At 63.6% G+C, this 15,857-nt stretch carries 17 protein-coding genes; 3 read left to right on the top strand and 14 right to left on the bottom strand.

Annotated elements, in window-relative coordinates:
- Positions 1-237 precede the first annotated feature (237 nt).
- Positions 238-825 carry a riboflavin synthase gene (locus AC58NV_RS09325; protein WP_497226880.1) on the bottom strand — a complete coding sequence of 196 codons (588 nt, stop codon included), beginning with the start codon at positions 823-825 and terminating at the stop codon, positions 238-240.
- 178 nt (positions 826-1,003) lie between these two features.
- On the opposite strand from AC58NV_RS09325, the gene AC58NV_RS09320 reads away from it, so the two are divergent.
- The 3 genes from AC58NV_RS09320 (at position 1,004) to AC58NV_RS09310 (ending at position 5,529) form a co-directional block, all read left to right on the top strand.
- Complete coding sequence (locus AC58NV_RS09320) at positions 1,004-2,281, top strand: capsule polysaccharide biogenesis protein (protein ID WP_497226879.1); 1,278 nt, start codon at positions 1,004-1,006, stop codon at positions 2,279-2,281.
- A 95-nt stretch (positions 2,282-2,376) separates the two neighbouring features.
- Positions 2,377-3,510, top strand: coding sequence for a polysaccharide biosynthesis/export family protein (locus tag AC58NV_RS09315; RefSeq protein WP_497226878.1), 1,134 nt, complete (start codon positions 2,377-2,379; stop codon positions 3,508-3,510).
- A gap of 6 nt (positions 3,511-3,516) precedes the next feature.
- Entirely contained in the window at positions 3,517-5,529 is a 2,013-nt protein-coding gene (locus AC58NV_RS09310; RefSeq protein WP_497226877.1) for a capsule polysaccharide biogenesis protein, read from the top strand.
- 44 nt (positions 5,530-5,573) lie between these two features.
- Here AC58NV_RS09310 and ribD read toward each other — a convergent pair whose 3' ends face one another.
- The 13 genes from ribD to AC58NV_RS09245 form a co-directional block, all read right to left on the bottom strand.
- Complete coding sequence (ribD, locus tag AC58NV_RS09305; protein WP_497226876.1) at positions 5,574-6,671, bottom strand: bifunctional diaminohydroxyphosphoribosylaminopyrimidine deaminase/5-amino-6-(5-phosphoribosylamino)uracil reductase RibD; 1,098 nt, start codon at positions 6,669-6,671, stop codon at positions 5,574-5,576.
- A complete protein-coding gene (gene nrdR / locus AC58NV_RS09300) occupies positions 6,671-7,138 on the bottom strand; it encodes a transcriptional regulator NrdR (RefSeq protein ID WP_019294728.1) in 468 nt (155 codons plus the stop codon). Before nrdR ends, ribD begins: the two co-directional genes overlap by 1 nt.
- A 122-nt stretch (positions 7,139-7,260) precedes the next feature.
- Positions 7,261-7,677: a secondary thiamine-phosphate synthase enzyme YjbQ gene (locus AC58NV_RS09295; RefSeq protein WP_497226875.1), complete on the bottom strand. Its 417-nt coding sequence runs from the start codon at positions 7,675-7,677 to the stop codon at positions 7,261-7,263.
- 53 nt (positions 7,678-7,730) lie between these two features.
- On the bottom strand, positions 7,731-8,156 hold the full coding sequence (locus AC58NV_RS09290) for a hypothetical protein (protein ID WP_497226874.1): 426 nt from the start codon (positions 8,154-8,156) through the stop codon (positions 7,731-7,733).
- Between the two features lie 49 nt (positions 8,157-8,205).
- Positions 8,206-8,616, bottom strand: a complete 411-nt coding sequence (locus tag AC58NV_RS09285) for a hypothetical protein (RefSeq protein ID WP_497226873.1) — start codon at positions 8,614-8,616, stop codon at positions 8,206-8,208.
- A gap of 342 nt (positions 8,617-8,958) precedes the next feature.
- Positions 8,959-9,360, bottom strand: coding sequence for a hypothetical protein (locus tag AC58NV_RS09280; protein ID WP_497226872.1), 402 nt, complete (start codon positions 9,358-9,360; stop codon positions 8,959-8,961).
- A 106-nt stretch (positions 9,361-9,466) separates the two neighbouring features.
- Positions 9,467-9,763, bottom strand: coding sequence for a hypothetical protein (locus AC58NV_RS09275; protein ID WP_366659350.1), 297 nt, complete (start codon positions 9,761-9,763; stop codon positions 9,467-9,469).
- Between the two features lie 97 nt (positions 9,764-9,860).
- On the bottom strand, positions 9,861-10,391 hold the full coding sequence (locus AC58NV_RS09270) for a DUF4166 domain-containing protein (RefSeq protein WP_497226871.1): 531 nt from the start codon (positions 10,389-10,391) through the stop codon (positions 9,861-9,863).
- Entirely contained in the window at positions 10,388-10,807 is a 420-nt protein-coding gene (locus AC58NV_RS09265; RefSeq protein ID WP_497226870.1) for a thiol-disulfide oxidoreductase DCC family protein, read from the bottom strand. The genes AC58NV_RS09270 and AC58NV_RS09265 overlap by 4 nt, the downstream gene beginning before the upstream one ends.
- 58 nt (positions 10,808-10,865) lie before the next feature.
- A complete protein-coding gene (locus tag AC58NV_RS09260) occupies positions 10,866-11,333 on the bottom strand; it encodes a hypothetical protein (RefSeq protein ID WP_497226869.1) in 468 nt (155 codons plus the stop codon).
- 49 nt (positions 11,334-11,382) lie between these two features.
- Complete coding sequence (gene rpoD, locus AC58NV_RS09255; RefSeq protein ID WP_497226868.1) at positions 11,383-13,368, bottom strand: RNA polymerase sigma factor RpoD; 1,986 nt, start codon at positions 13,366-13,368, stop codon at positions 11,383-11,385.
- Between the two features lie 132 nt (positions 13,369-13,500).
- Positions 13,501-15,498: a DNA primase gene (gene dnaG / locus AC58NV_RS09250; protein WP_497226867.1), complete on the bottom strand. Its 1,998-nt coding sequence runs from the start codon at positions 15,496-15,498 to the stop codon at positions 13,501-13,503.
- Position 15,499: 1 nt separating this feature from the next.
- Complete coding sequence (locus tag AC58NV_RS09245; RefSeq protein ID WP_497226866.1) at positions 15,500-15,838, bottom strand: hypothetical protein; 339 nt, start codon at positions 15,836-15,838, stop codon at positions 15,500-15,502.
- Positions 15,839-15,857 lie beyond the last annotated feature (19 nt).

Below are 15,857 nucleotides of genomic sequence, written 5' to 3'. Positions count from 1 at the left end.
GCAGCACGCCTGGCACTGCGGGTTCTTTCCCAGCCAGATAGCCCAGGCCAGCGGCAAATGCCAGTCCTGCAAACGGCAACAAGGGGCATGGACGCGTCCTGTGCATGTGCGCACAGGACGCAATACGCTGCCTCAAGAGGCAGGAAAGCCGGGCGCAGGACGCAAAGAGGGGCGCTGCCCCTCAGCCTGCGGCCTCACCCCTGGGTATTTTGTGAAAGATGAAAGCGGCGGACCCGGTCAGCCTGCTTCTTGCAGCCGAGCAACATAACGGGCCAAAGTGTCGATTTCCAGGTTGATGCGGTCGCCCAGCTTCACGTCGCCCCAAGTGGTAACTTCCTTGGTGTGCGGGATGAAGTTGATGCCGAAATCGCAGCCCTCCACATCGTTCACCGTCAGCGAGGTTCCGTTCAGTGCGACCGAGCCCTTGGGCGCGATAAAGCGTGCGAGGTCCTTCTGAGCACGCAGGGTGACACGAGTGCTGTCCCCCTCATCATGCAACTCCACCACCTCCGCAACGCCATCCACATGGCCGGAGACGATATGGCCGCCAAGCTCATCACCCACTTTCAAGGCGCGCTCCAGGTTCACGCGCTTACCCACGGACCAATCGCCCAGGTTGGTTTTGGACACCGTCTCTGCCGAGATCTGCACATCGTACCAGTCGTCGCCCAGCGCGACCACCGTGAGGCAGACGCCATCGGAGGCGATTGAGGCCCCCATATCGATGGTTGCCGTGTCGTAGCTGGTCTTGATGCGGGCGCGCAGGTCGCCTTGCTGTTCCAGTTCGGCAATGGTTCCTACATCGGTGATGATGCCAGTAAACATGGGTGCGCTCTCCGCAGGTGATATGTCATTCCTGCCGCAGAGGTAGCCAAGCCGCGCAGCCTTCACAAGCCCCGGCTTGTTTTTGCAGCCTGCGCAGCCATAGTTTCGCCCCAGTCAAATGTTAATCAAATCCTGAAAACGCTCCCTTAGAAACGTCCTGGCGATGCCGAGCACCCCTATGAAACACCGCAGCTTCCTGTTCCTGCAAGGCCCGCACGGGCCGTTCTTTGCGGCGCTTGGCCGGATGCTGCGCGCCGCAGGGTGCGAGATCGCGCGGGTCGGGTTCAATGCAGGCGACCAGGCGTTCTGGCGCGGCAGGGACAGCTATATCCCCTTTACCGGCTGCCCGCAGGAGTGGCCGGATTTTCTGACCGCTCTGCTGGACAGCCGCGGCGTGACGGACATCGTCCTGTACGGGGACACCCGCCCCATCCATGCCGCCGCGGTTGAGGCTGCACGGCAGCGCGGCATCACCGTGCATGTGTTCGAGGAAGGCTATTTGCGGCCCTACTGGGTGACCTATGAGCGCGGCGGCGCAAACGGGCATTCGCGGCTGATGGAAATGACAGTTCCGCAGATGCAGGAAGCGCTGGCGCTGTCCGACATGGAGGCACCGCTGCCGCCGGCCCATTGGGGCGACATGCGCCAGCATGTGTTCTATGGCGCGCTGTACCATTGGTTCGTGATGTTCCGGAACCGCAAGTACCGAAATTTCCGCCCCCACCGGGCGCTGCCGGTGACCAAGGAGTTCCAGCTCTATCTCACGCGCCTGCTGCTGATGCCTGTCCAGGCGCTGGAGCGGCGGCTGGCGGAGCGGCGCATACGCCATGGCGGCTTCCCCTATCACCTGGCGCTGTTGCAGCTGGAGCATGACAGCTCATTCCAGAAGCATTCCCCCTTTTCAAGCATGCGCGATTTCCTGTCGGAGGTGATCCGCGGTTTTGCCGAGGGCGCCCCGCGCCACCACCATCTGGTGATCAAGGCGCACCCGCTGGAGGATGGCCGCGCCGGGGTGCGGCGCACCTTGCGGCGGCTGGCGCGCGAGCATGGAATTGCAGACCGCGTGCACTACGTCCGCGGCGGCAAGCTGGCGCAACTGCTGAACGAAGCCCGCACCGCGGTGACCGTCAACTCGACCGCGGGGCAGCAGGTTCTGTGGCGCGGCATTCCGCTGCGTGTCTTCGGGCGTGCGGTGTACGCCAAGCCGGAATTTGTCTCGGAACAGCCCTTGGCCGAGTTCTTTGCCGCCGCCTGCCGCCCGGACAGCCGCTCCTACAAGGATTACCGGCGGTTCCTGCTGGAGACGTCGCAGGTGCCGGGGGGCTATTACTCCCGCGAAGGCCGCCGCCAGTTGCTGCGCCAGGTGGCAGACATGATGCTGGCGCCGGAGGATCCCTATGACGCGCTGCGTCTGGGCACAGCGGCACCGCGGCAACAGTTGCGCCTGGTGACCTGACCGGCATTTGCCCAAAGACTGGATTTTTTCCTGCCAGCCGGTTAGGTTGCCGGTAAAACTTGAGGCAAACAATAATTGGTCGAGGAGACCGAGCAGTGAAATCCGTTCCCCTGTGCTGGGCGCGCCCCGTGGCAATGCTGGCGGCTTTGACCCTTGCTGCGTCCTGCGGCCTGCCGAAAGTCGGCCCCAACAAGCGTCAGATCTTTGCCGGCTCGGTGCAGCGCGAAGGCGATGCCTTCATCGTTTCCGTGAATGACCGGGTCGCCCGGGCCACAGCCGTGGTTCCGGCACTTGGGTTTTCCTCCGGCTTCACATCTGCAGGCAAGCTGACCTCCGACACCATCCGCCCCGGCGACGTTCTGGGGCTGACGGTCTGGGAAAACGTCGATGACGGGCTGCTGGCGGCCGAAGCCACCAACGCCACCGTTCTGGAAGAGGTGCAGGTCGACAGCGCAGGCTATATCTTTGTGCCTTACGCCGGCCGCCTGCGGGCCTCCGGCAACACGCCGGACCAGCTGCGCGCATCCATCACCCAAAAGCTTGAAGACCAGACTCCGGACCCGCAGGTGCAAGTGCGGCGCCTGGCGGGTGACGGTGCCACCGTCAGCCTGACCGGCGCGGTTGGCGGTCAGGGCGTTTACCCGATCGAGCGACCGACCCGGACCCTGTCTGCCATGCTGGCCCAGGCCGGCGGCGTGACGATTCAGCCCGAGATTGCCCAGGTCACCGTGATCCGTGGCCAGGAAAAGGGCAAGATCTGGTTCCAGGACCTGTTTGACCACCCTGAGCTGGACGTTGCCCTGCGCGGCGGCGACCGCATTCTGGTGGAGGAGGACACCCGTTCCTTCACCGCCTTGGGCGCAACCTCTGCCCAGGCACGGGTGCCGTTTGAAAGCCAGGACTTGTCCGCGCTGGAAGCCATTGCCCAGGTCGGCGGCCTGATCTCCACCGCCGCAGACCCGACCGGCGTGTTCGTGCTGCGCAATGAGCCTGCCGAGATTGCCAACCAGGTGCTGGGCCGGGACGATCTGATCGGCGCGCAGCGGATGGTTTACGTGCTGAACCTGACCCAGCCGAACGGGCTGTTCATGGCCCGCGACTTTGTGATCCGCGACGACGACACGCTGTATGTGACTGAAGCCCCCTACGCCCAGTGGACCAAGACCATCTCGCTGCTGCTGGCCCCGGTGGGCTCGCTGGCCAGCACCTCCTCAGCGGTTAGCGGCTGAGGCAGCATGAGCCTGAAAGCAGGCCGCCAGGAAGCCGGGAGCAGCGCGTCCCGGCTTTTTGTTTATAACGGCGGATTTTTGACCCAGCGCCGGGTGCGGCGGATTCTGCAGCTGTCGGGCTATGATATCCGGCTGGGCCTGCCCCGGCCGCAGGATCTGGTCGGCATCTGGGGCGCCTCCCCCACTGCGCACCGGGGCCTTGCAGTGGCGCAGCGGCGCGGCTGCGGGCTCTTGCGGGTGGAGGACGCCTTCCTGCGCTCGATACATCCCGGCCGCGGCGGGGAGCCGCCCGCGGGGCTGCTTCTGGATCGGGCAGGAGTGCATTTCGATGCTGGCGTGCCTTCGGATCTGGAGCAGCTTTTGGCCAGCCACCCGCTGGATGACGCGCATCTGATGCGCCGGGCGCGGGATGCGATTGCCCGCCTCAACGCCGCGCATCTCAGCAAGTACAACGCCTTTGATCCCAAGGAGCCGGTCCCGGAGCCTGGCTATGTGCTGGTGGCCGATCAGGCGCAGGACGATGCCTCCGTCACCGCCTCGCGCGCGGACCGGGCCCGGTTTCTGGAGGTGCTGGCCTTTGCCCAAGAGGAGCATCCCGGTGCCCGGGTGCTGATAAAAACCCACCCGGAAACGCTGCGCGGCTACCGGGCAGGCTACTATGACGCAAATGACGCGCAGGGGCGGGTCGAGCTGTTCACCGGCAGCGTGTCGCCCTGGGCGCTGCTGGAGGGCGCTGTCGGGGTTTATACTGTCTCCTCGCAGCTGGGGTTCGAGGCGATCCTGGCCGGCCACAAGCCAAGGGTTTTCGGCCAGCCGTTTTATGCGGGCTGGGGGCTGACCATTGATGATGCCCCGCCCGCGCGGCGGCAGCGGCCGCTGACCCGGGCGCAACTGTTTGCAGCGGCGATGATCCTTTATCCGAAGTGGTACGACCCTTTCCGGGATGAGCTCTGCCAACTGGAAACAGTGCTGGACAATCTGGACGCGCGTGTCGGCGCCTGGCGGCAGGACCGCCGCGGCTGGGCAGCGTCCGGCATGCGGATGTGGAAGCGCAAGCCGCTGCAGAAAGTATTCGGCGCAGAGAAGCGGGTGCTGTTCACCGAGGACCCGGCCAAGGCGCAAGCCAGCGGCCGCAGCTGGATGGTCTGGGCGGGAAAGGCAACTGAGGCCCATGCCGGTGCGGTGCGGGTGGAGGACGGCTTCCTGCGGTCGCGCGGCCTGGGTGCAGAGCTGGTGCCGCCCCTGTCGCTGGTGACCGACCACCGGGGGATCTACTATGACCCGCGCACGCCCTCGGATCTGGACGCGCTGATAGCACGCCGCGTGAACATGACCCAGGCAGAGGAGCTGCGAGCCGAGCGCCTGGTTCAATCGCTGATTAGGGATGGTGTTTCCAAATACAATCTCGGCGGCGCCATCCCGGCCCTGCCCGCAGGCCGCCGCATCCTGGTGCCGGGCCAGGTGGAGGACGACGCCTCAATCCTCTGCGGCGCCGGCGGGGTCCGGACCAACCTGGATCTTCTGCACGCCGTGCGGGCGGCCAACCCGGGCGCAGTGATCGTCTACAAGCCTCACCCGGATGTGGAGGCAGGCCTGCGCAAAGGCCGGGTTGCGGCAGAAGGGCTGGCCGACGTTGTTGCCAGACAGTCAGACCCGATGGCGCTGCTTGGTGAAGTGGAGGAAGTCTGGACAATGACTTCGCTCCTGGGATTCGAGGCACTGCTGCGCGGGGTGAAGGTGACCACGCTGGGAACACCATTCTATGCTGGCTGGGGGCTCACTGCCGACCTGGCGCCGGCCCCCTCCTGGCGGCAGGCGCAGGTGCCGCTACTGGGTCTTGCCCACGCAACCCTAATCGACTATCCCCGCTATTTCGATCCGGTGACCGGCCAGCCCTGCCCGCCGGAAGTGGCGGTCATGCGCCTGCGCGAGGGCCGCCTGCCGCATCCGGGCCTCGGCAACCGGCTGCTATCGAAGATGCAGGGGTTGCTTGCCACTTACGCCCATCTGTGGCGCTGAAGCGGGTCCGGTTGATACCTGATTGACGCCTGAAAATACTGAACTCAGCGCAGCGCCCGGGTCCAGCGGTGCAGGATATCCTTGCCGATAGGCCGGCTTTCAACCAATTCGAAGCGCGGTGCTTCCTCCAGCCGGCCGATGCCCAGCGCACCGATCGAGGGCAGCCCTTCGGCCCCGATGCCAAGACCGGCAGTGAAGCCGATCAGCTCGTCCACCAGATCAAAGGCCAGCAGCGACGCCGCTAGCGCACTGCCGCCTTCGCAGAACACCCTGGTAAGCCCGGCAGCGCCAAGCTGCTGCAGAATATCGCCCGCATCCAGCTGCACCCCGTGCGATGCGCAGGGGATCAGTCTGGCGCCCAACCCCTCCCAGGCGCGGATACGTTCCTGATCGGCGCCGTGGCCATGGCAAAGCCATACCGGCACTTCCTTGGCAGTGCGGGCCAGCTGGCCCATCAGCGGCAGGTCCAGATGACGCGAGATCACCACCCGCACCGGCTGATGCTCCACCCCCAGATCGCGCACCGTTAGCGAAGGATCATCCGCCCGTGCCGTGCCGCCGCCGACCATCACCGCATCGTGGCGGGCGCGCATCGCGTGCACCGCACGGCGCGCCTCCGGCCCGGTGATCCATTTGCTTTGGCCCGATCCGGTGGCAATGCGGCCGTCAAAGCTGCTGGCCAGCTTCAGGGTCACCAGCGGGCGGCCCTGCTCGGTTTTCAGGAAAAATCCGGCATGGTCGCGCGCCGCCTGGGCGCCCCAGACGCCGGTGTCCACCCTGATGCCTGCATCCCGAAGCATCCGGATGCCCTGGCCGGAAACCCGCGGATCGCTGTCCCCGATCGCTGCGACAACCCGCGCCACTCCCGCGTCGATCAGCGCTTGAGAGCATGGCGGCGTTTCGCCCTGATGGGAACAAGGCTCAAGCGTCACATAGGCGGTGGCGCCGCGGGCGGCTTCCCCGGCCTGCGCCAGCGCCTCGGTCTCGGCGTGCGGGCGGCCGCCCGGCTTGGTCCAGCCGCGGCCCACAATCCGGCCGCCCTGCACGATGACACAGCCAACAGCCGGGTTCGGCCAGCAATTGCCCTGCCCGCGCCGCCCCAGGGACAGCGCCAGCGCCATGTAACGGTGATCTGTGTCCATTATTCTTCCGGGGCCACCGGCGGGCGCAGCTCGTGAACAAAATCCTCGAAGTCGTCAGCCGCCTGGAAATTCTTGTACACGCTGGCAAAACGCACATAGGCCACGGTATCGATCCGGGCCAGTGCCTCCATCACGATCTCACCGATTTTCTTGGAGGGAATATCGGTCTCGCCCATGCTTTCCAGCCGCCGCACGATGCCTGAAATCATCTGGTCGATGCGCTCCGGCTCAATCGGGCGTTTCTGCATCGAGATGCGGATCGAGCGCTCCAGCTTGTCGCGGTCGAAGTCCTCGCGCTTGCCGTTGGTCTTGATCACCACCAGATCACGCAGCTGGACCCGCTCATAGGTGGTGAAACGGCCGCCGCAGGCCGGACAGAACCGGCGCCGGCGGATCGAAACATGATCCTCGGCGGGGCGTGAATCCTTGACCTGAGTGTCGATATTTCCGCAAAATGGGCAGCGCATCCGCCTGCTCCCTCAATCCTGTCAGCCTGCTTTTTGTGCCGGAATTTCTCCGGTTATCCACAACTATAGGCCACCCTCCAGAATTTGGGTAGGGGGCATTTTCCGCCGCTAGATAAAGAGGTTCAGGCCAAGTGTGCGGCGACCTGCCGCCGGTGCGGCGCATCGCGGTGTTCAAACATGTAGATGCCCTGCCAGGTGCCCAGCACCGGAGCACCGCTGCGGACCGGGATCGACAGGCTTACGGGCATGATCGCGGCCTTGATATGGGCAGGCATGTCGTCCGGCCCTTCATAGGTGTGGCGCAAATAGGCCATCGACGGATCGGATGACGGAGGCACCAGGCGGGCAAAGAAGGCCCGCAGGTCACCCTGCACCTCCGGGTCTGCATTTTCCTGAATCAGCAGGGAGCAGGACGTATGGCGGACAAACAACGTCAGCAGCCCGTCCTGAAAGCCAGTGGCAGACACCCAAGCCTGCACTTCGCGGGTAAACTCATAAAGACCCTGCCCGCGTGTCGGAATGGAGAAATCATGCTGCATAAGGTCTTTCTGGCGGAAGCACCGTGTTCAGGCAACCCTATGCCCGCGGCTAGCTACGGCAGCCAGCGGTCGCGCCCGGGCAGCCGGTCGAAACAATAGTTCTGCGCCGAGGTCACCCGCAGGCTGTCGCCGGCCTCGCGCACATTCAGCGACAGGCTGCCGGAGCGGTCGGGAACCCCTGGCGGCAGGCCAAAGGCAAACTGCACTGCCTTACGCCCGGGCCGGTTCACCGACGGCCCCTCGCCGCGCCAAACATAAATGCGCTGGTTCGCAGGCGCCCGCAGCTGACGGATGGCATAATCAGCGATACTGCACCAATAGTCCTGCGCGCCGGAGCGGCTCCGCGCCACCACTTCCCACACGCCTTCTGATACCGGCAGCACCTCATTCCGGTTGATCGCGCGCCAGGCGGATGCAGGCACCGGAATAGCCAGAATCAAGAACAGCACTCCTGACAGCCACAGTTTCTTGCTGATCATCTCAACCTCCTACTCCGCTGTTCCGGGCAGGCCGCGGGTTCAAACAAATTCACGGCCGTCCGAACGGCACAAAACAATAATCAAAGGCTCTCTGAACACTCATTGTATCACCAGCTTGCAGGCTGTTAACAGACCCGTATCCGCCAGCAGGCGGCGGCACAGCCAGATTTGCATCCACAGTGTACTGAACCGCGGAGCGGCGGCCGGTGGTTTCGCTGGGCCCCAGCCCGCGGGTGATATGCAACTTGGCGCTCCAAGGCACCCGCAGCACGCGATGGGCATAGTCCGCAGCCCCGCACCAGAACAGAATACCTTTACCGGTTCTGGGGATGACTTCGAATATGCCGTCAGACACCGGATTCACACGGATGCTATGGCGGCTGGCATTTGCCTCCAGGCTTACCGGAATGGCCATCATCAGCGACGTGGCAGCGATTGCGGCGGCGGCAACAGGTTTCATGACGGCTCCCTTTCGACGAGCGGGGCACAGACCGGTGCGCCCCCATCACTAGGATAGGGAGAATTGACACACGGACCATTCACACTGCCGTGCGGCGGCGCCGTGGCACTTGCCTGCAATGGGGCAGTCTGACGAAACAAGGGCTGTCCGCCCCAAGAAGTGCTCCCCATTCGGATTCTTAAGCCGGCCTCAAGACGCTTGACCTCGCCCGACTCCGGTGCGGTAAAATGTTTGGGAGTATTTGAGGCAGCCGTTTTCGCACTTCGGCCGGCCTGCAGGAACACGTCGCAGTGGCCGTTTGTGAACACCCCGCACCTGTGGCGCCCGCCTGCAGGCTGCCGGTTAAAGCGGCGACGCCTGCGAGCAGTAGCCATAGCCTTGCTGCACCGACAAACTGTCGCCGGGACGGAAGCCCAAAGACAGCCAGCCGATCCTGGACGTCACCCCTGCCCGCTCCGGATAAAGAGTGAACTGCACCGAGGAGCGGCGTCCGGTTGTAACGCTGATATCGCGGCCGCGCACAACGTAGTAACGATCGGTCCAGTTCGCGCCTAGCACGCGGCGCGCATACTCGGCAGCGGCGCACCAGTATTCCCAAGTGCCTCCCGAACGGCCCGGCACAACCTCGAAGACAATGTCATTGACCGGCAGAACCCGCACGCCGCGGTTTGCCAGGAAAGTATCCGCCGCAGCGGGAACGGCAGTGATGCAGGCCAGCGCAGCCGCGGTGATGAGGTTTTTCATCCGGAAGTATCCCTTGGTCCGTCTCAACATAGGGAATGGCCGCGACGCCTCCAAGGGCTGTTTGCAGGCTTGGCGCCGGCCTCTCGCAAATGTGTGGCGGCCGGCGTCAGGCGCGGACAGGAAAGGGAATGATTTCAGCGCTCTCCTGCTGATGGCCCAGCACCTCCTCCAGAATGGCCAGAACCGCTGCATCAGGCGCACTTCCGGTTTCGGGGTGAAACCGCGCCCGGGCCTGACGGCGCAGCATGTCCCGGGTGCGGTCACTGCTCATCTGCTTCAGCTGCTCTCCCTGCCCGGCCATTGCCTCAACCATGAACTGGTTGGCGCGCACCAGGTCATTCAGTGACTTGAGCTTGTCGTGCAGCGCATCCAGCGCCCCGTTCAGATCGGCATGTGCAGACATCTTCTTCCCCCCGGAAGGTAAATGCGGATGCTGCAAGTGTACGGAGCGGACAACAGCCGGGCAACGTCACGGTTAGCAAATGGTTAACGGCGGAGGTTCAACTCAGGCAGCGCAATGTGGCCGGTGTAACGCACCAAAAGGCCAACCCGGGGCAGTCTGGCGGAGATGTCGAGCCCAGTTGGCCTTGCGGTGTTTCAAATTCCATTGACGCGCTCTCAGGGCACAGCGCGCGCGGCAACGGCAGCCCGAGCAGACTGGCCTTTTCGACCGTGATCACCAAGGTACCCTGCTGCGCCTTGACCGCAAGCTCCAGCTCAACGGGTCCGAAACGCTCCAGCACCCGGCCCTTACGCGCATCAAAACGCAGATAGGAGCGGGTTTGATGCTTGCCGAACACCCGCCGCCAAAGATGGCCCTTCCCGTGCTGCGCGACGTCGAGGCGGAACCGGCTCTGCGGCATCGGCGGCGGGAACCCCGCCAGCCCGGCCAGCAGCCGCGCCCAGCGGTTGCCGCCCTCGACCGAAACCACGCCCTGGCTGCGCTCCGGCGGCTGCGCATGGAACCGCAGCAGGGCTGGCGGCACCTCAAGCTTCTGCGCCGCGATGATCTCGCCAAAGGCGTCCCTCATGCACCAAAGCCCCCTGCGGCAAAGCGGGCGCGGATTTCCGGGCCGGGGACCATGCAGCGGTCATACCGGCCGAACAGCCGGTAGCGGTTGCGGGCGATGCAGGAATAGAGCGGATCCTTCAGCCATCCCGGCAGAAACCGGCAGACCGACAGCACTGGCCACGGCCAGGGCAGCGCCCGCATCGCCGCGGCAAAAACATCGAGCCGCTGGTGGGAGCAGCCGTCGACGATCACCAGGTTGGTCTCGAACTCCTCCGCAGGCAGCCCGTGTTCGCGGTAAAGCTGCTGCTCCAGCGGCGATTGCGCGGTGGCAAAGGCAAACTGCTCCGCCCGGTCATGGCGCAGCATGAAGCGGAAGAAGCCAGAGCACAGCACGCATTCGCCGTCGAAGACGATGAGATCACTGGATTCCGACATTAGCTAAGCGCCTGTCTGTTCAAGTCGATGCCTCGCCTGCTGTATAGCTGACCGCTGACTAACGCGTCATGTTTGCAAACGGCAACTTTCCATACTCATCCATAAAGGCCGAAATCAGGCCTTTTTCAGCCAGAAGCGGTTCTTCAGAAGTGCGTTTCCATTGAACCGTCAGATCCATTGCGCCAGCCAGTTGCCAGATCAGCCGCCCGCCATAATGTCCAACCGGTCGTCCCGCCCCGAACTTGGCATACAACAAAATACGGTCCTTCAATGTGGTTCTCAGACCGGTGCCACCTGCCTTGCCGAAGTACAGGATGTCAGCACCCTCGACCCATTTCTCTTGCAGCCTGCGGATCGGCACCGTCGGGTCTCTGCCCTTGAATCGGCCTCCGGTGCTGCAGGGTAAGAACGAAACCTTGAAGCAACGCGGTATCACAACCGCATAGACCCCTTGTTCCTGGGGTAATTCCACCGCTCCTGGCAACAGGCCCGCAAAGGAAGTTTTCCCCTCCCATCCATCAAGCATGATGCACTGCCTCCAACAAGAAAAGGCGCCCCGCGGGGCGCCTTTCATATTACTGATCCAGGAAGCTGCGCAGCTTGCGCGAGCGGCTGGGGTGCTTGAGTTTCCTGAGGGCCTTTGCCTCGATCTGGCGGATCCGTTCGCGGGTCACGCTGAACTGCTGGCCGACTTCCTCCAGCGTGTGGTCGGTGTTCATGCCGATGCCGAAACGCATCCGCAGAACCCGCTCCTCACGCGGCGTCAGGGACGCCAGCACCCGGGTGGTGGTTTCCTTGAGGTTTTCCTGAATGGCGCTGTCCAGGGGCAGCACGGCATTCTTGTCCTCGATGAAATCGCCCAGCTGCGAATCTTCTTCGTCGCCGATCGGGGTTTCCAGCGAGATCGGCTCCTTGGCGATCTTCATCACCTTGCGGACCTTCTCCAGCGGCATCTGCAGCTTGTCGGCCAGTTCTTCCGGGGTCGGCTCGCGGCCGATCTCGTGCAGCATCTGGCGGCCGGTGCGGACCAGCTTGTTGATGGTCTCGATCATATGGACCGGGATCCGGATGGTGCGGGCCTGGTCGGCAATCGAGCGGGTGATCGCCTGGCGGATCCACCAGGTCGCATAGGTCGAGAATTTGTAGCCGCGGCGGTATTCGAACTTGTCCACCGCCTTCATCAGGCCGATGTTGCCCTCCTGGATCAGGTCCAGGAACTGCAACCCGCGGTTGGTGTATTTCTTGGCAATCGAGATCACCAGGCGCAGGTTGGCCTCGACCATTTCCTTCTTGGCCTGGCGGGCCTCTTTCTCACCCTTTTGGACCTGCTGCACGATGCGGCGGAATTCGGAGATGTCCAGACCGACATACTGGCCCACCTGGGCCATGTCGGCGCGCAGTTCCTCGACCTTATCGGTGGAGCGCTCAATGAACATCTGCCAGCCGCGGCCCGGCTTTTCGCCCATCTCGGCCAGCCAGTTCGGGTCCAGCTCGCGGCCGCGGTAGGCGTCGATGAACTCGCGGCGGTTGATGCGGGCCTGGTCGGCCAGCTTCACCATCGAGCTGTCGATCTGCATGACGCGGCGGTTGATGCCGTAGAGCTGGTCGATCAGCGCTTCGATACGGTTGTTGTGCAGGTGCAGGCCGTTCACCAGTTCGACGATTTCCGCGCGCAGCGACTGATAGCGGGCCTCATCGTCTGTGCTGAAGGAGCCGTCTTCGTTCAGGGTTGCCGAAATCCGGCTGTCCTGCATTTCGCTGAGTTCGGCGAAGTCGGTGGAGATCCGCTCCAGGGTGACCAGTACCCGGTCCTTGAGCGCGGCTTCCATCGCGGCCAGCGACATGTTGGCCTGATCGTCGTCGTCGTCATCGTCGTCGCTGGCAATCGGGTTGCCGTCTGCGTCGAGTTCCTGGGTCTCTTCCTTGGCGGGCTTGGCAGCAGCAACCGCCGAGGTGTCGACAACCGGCTCTTCCTCTTCGCCGTCCTCGTCCATCTGGTTGCCGAAAGTGGCCTCCAGGTCGATGACGTCGCGCAGGAGAATGTCCTCGGACAGAAGTTCGTCGTGCCAGATGGTGATCGCCTGGAAGGTCAGCGGGCTTTCGCAAAGCCCCGCAATCATCGTGTTGCGGCCCGCCTCGATGCGTTTCGCAATCGCGATCTCGCCTTCACGGCTCAGCAGCTCAACCGAGCCCATCTCGCGCAGGTACATGCGCACCGGGTCGTCGGTGCGGTCCAGCTTTTCGGTCTGGGCGCCGGCCAGCGCAACCTCGCGCGGGCCTTCGGTGGTCACAAGGTCGGTGGTGCCCTTGTTTTCCTCTTCCTCGGCCTCTTCGTCCTCGATGATGTTGATGCCCATCTCGCTGAGCATCGACATCACGTCTTCGATCTGTTCCGAGCTGACCTGATCCGGCGGCAGAACCTGATTGAGCTGATCGTAGGTGATGTAGCCTTTCTCGCGGGCCTCCGCGATCATCTTCTTGACCTGAGCCTGGCTCATATCAAGGGAGATTTCGGCGTCCTGATCGTCAGGTTTGCGGTCGTCGGTGTCTTTGGCGGCCATTCAATGCTCCTACTCAGGGGCTGCGGGGCGGTGCGAATCACGCGAATCATTAGCGCGATCATCCGATTCGTCACCCCGTTTACCCAATTTTCCTGTGCTCTTCCTTAGCAAAACGCAGAATCACCCTGCGTGTTACTTCTCTGAAAAGCCGATCCGGTCCAAAAGGGCACCGAAAGCGTCGCGCTCATCCCGGTTGAGCCGCGCGCCATTCTTGCCCACGTCATACGTCGCTTTGTCCTCGTTTTCGCTTCGCACGGCCTTGTTCTTGGCCTCTGCCGCCTGCCGCAGCCGCCAGGTCAGCGCCTCGTCCGCAAGCCCGTGCAAATCCTCTTCGGCCTCAGCCAATTCCGCATCCAGCCCGCGCCGCGCTTCGAGTTTTGCCAGCTCTTCGGCCAGCGTCATGCTGGCCAGTTCGGTATCGCCGGGTTTGCGCAGGCAGGGGATGATTGCAACGTGGCGAAGGGCAAAGAGGTTTTCAAGGGCATGAGGCCCCAAAGACCAGTCGATTTCCTCGCGCAGCCGCTCCGGCGCGCTGATACCGTGGCGCAGCACTATGTCGCGCAGCGCCGCCAGATCCGGGTCGGCGCATTGCAGGCGCTCCAGGCTGGTCTCGAATTCCGGGATCACTTCGGGCGTGGTGATGGCTGTTGCCAGGATCACCGCCTCCCGCATCGCAGCAAAGGATTCATCATCTGCCCCTGCCACCAGCGAGGCGCGGGTGGTTGCGCGCGGCTGCGGGATCGCGCCGAAGCCCTTGCCCGGCTTCCATGGAGCGCGGGCACCATCGCGGAAGCCGCCGCCCTTGCCGCCGCGCTGCTGGTAACCGCCCTCGCCGCCGCCCCGGCTGCCGCGGAACAGCTGCCAGCGCATTTCCTTGACGTCCTCGCCATAGTGCTTGCGGATCGACGGATCGCGGATCAGCTTGATCTTTTCCCGCAGCGCCTTGTCCAGCGCAGCCTTGCGCTCGGGGCTGTCAAAGACTTTTCCTTCAGTCTCGCGCTGCCACAGCAGCTTGACCATCGGGATCGCCTGATCCAGCACCGCCTGCACCGCTTCCGGCCCTTCGCTGCGTATCATGTCGTCCGGATCCTTACCCTCAGGCATGATGGCAAAGCGCAGCGACTTGCCCGCCTCCAGCAAGGGCAGCGCCAAGTCGATCAGCCGCATGGCCGCACGGATACCCGCGGTATCGCCGTCCAGCGCGATGATCGGCTCATCCGACATACGCCACAGCATCTGCAGCTGGTTTTCGGTGATCGCGGTTCCCAGCGGCGCAACGGATGACTGAAAGCCACCCTCTGCCAGCGCGATTACATCCATGTAACCTTCGGCCACAACCAGTGTGGAGCCGCGCCCCGAGGCCGCCCGCGCAGGACCGTGATTGTAAAGGCTGCGGCCCTTGTCGAACAGCTCAGTCTCAGGCGAGTTCAGGTATTTGGCGTTGTCATTCGGATCCATCGCCCGGCCGCCAAAGGCAATCGCCCGTCCGCGCGCGTCGCGGATCGGGAACATGATCCGGTTGCGGAAGGTGTCATAGGGCTTGCCGCCCTTGTTCGACGGCTTGGCCAGCCCTGCGCCGATGATCAGATCCTCAGACACGTTCTTGCCGCGCAAGGCATCCCACAGGTTCTGCCAGCCATCGGGGGCAAAACCGATTTCCCATCGGTCCAGCGCCTGCGCCGTCATCCCCCGCCGCTGCAGATAAGCGCGGGCATCCTGGGCGGCATTGGTTTTCAACTGCAGGCGGAAGAACTGCACCGCCTGCTCCATCACGTCAGCCAGCAGCGTCCGGCGGTCCTGTTTCTCCTGCGCGCGCGGGTCGCGCTTGGGCATCTCCATGCCCGCCTCACCCGCCAGGATCTCCACCGCCTCCATGAAACCGACGTTTTCGGTCTCCTGGACAAACTTCAGCGCATCACCCTTGGCGTGGCAGCCGAAGCAGTAATAGAAGCCCTTGCGGTCCTCGACGTGGAAAGACGCTGTCTTTTCATGGTGGAAGGGGCACGGCCCCCAGTAGTCCCCCTTGCCCGGCTGCGACTTGCGCTGGTCCCACATGACTTTGCGCCCGACAACATCAGATATGCTGATGCGGGTGCGCAGTTCATCCAGAAAACCGGGCGGCAGGGACATATCAGTTAGACTTCAGCTGTTTCTGCATCGCCTGGATCTGATCCCAGTTCTGCAGGCACTGCTGTTCGAACAGCGCGCCGAGGTCGGTCTCCTTCAGGTCGCGCCGTTTCATCGAGTAGACATGGCTAGCGAGCTGCGGGATCGCATTGGAATAAGCCTCGGGCCATTCCGGATTGCTGTCCAGAATGGTCTGCTCCACCTCTTCCTGCTTCACCCGGTCCAGCCGCGCCTGCTGCACTGCGGCCATGACCTGGCCCTGGTATTTGCAGCTTTCTTCTTTGGTTTCAGAAGCATAGGCCGGCGCCGCCAGCAAGGCGGCTGCAAGGGCGATGCGGATCATAGATGCGCTCCGGGAATCA

The sequence above is a fragment of the Leisingera sp. ANG49 genome (assembly GCF_059694505.1).
The sequence above is the reverse complement of the archived record's forward strand: the minus strand, read 5'-3'. Positions and strand labels throughout refer to the sequence as shown.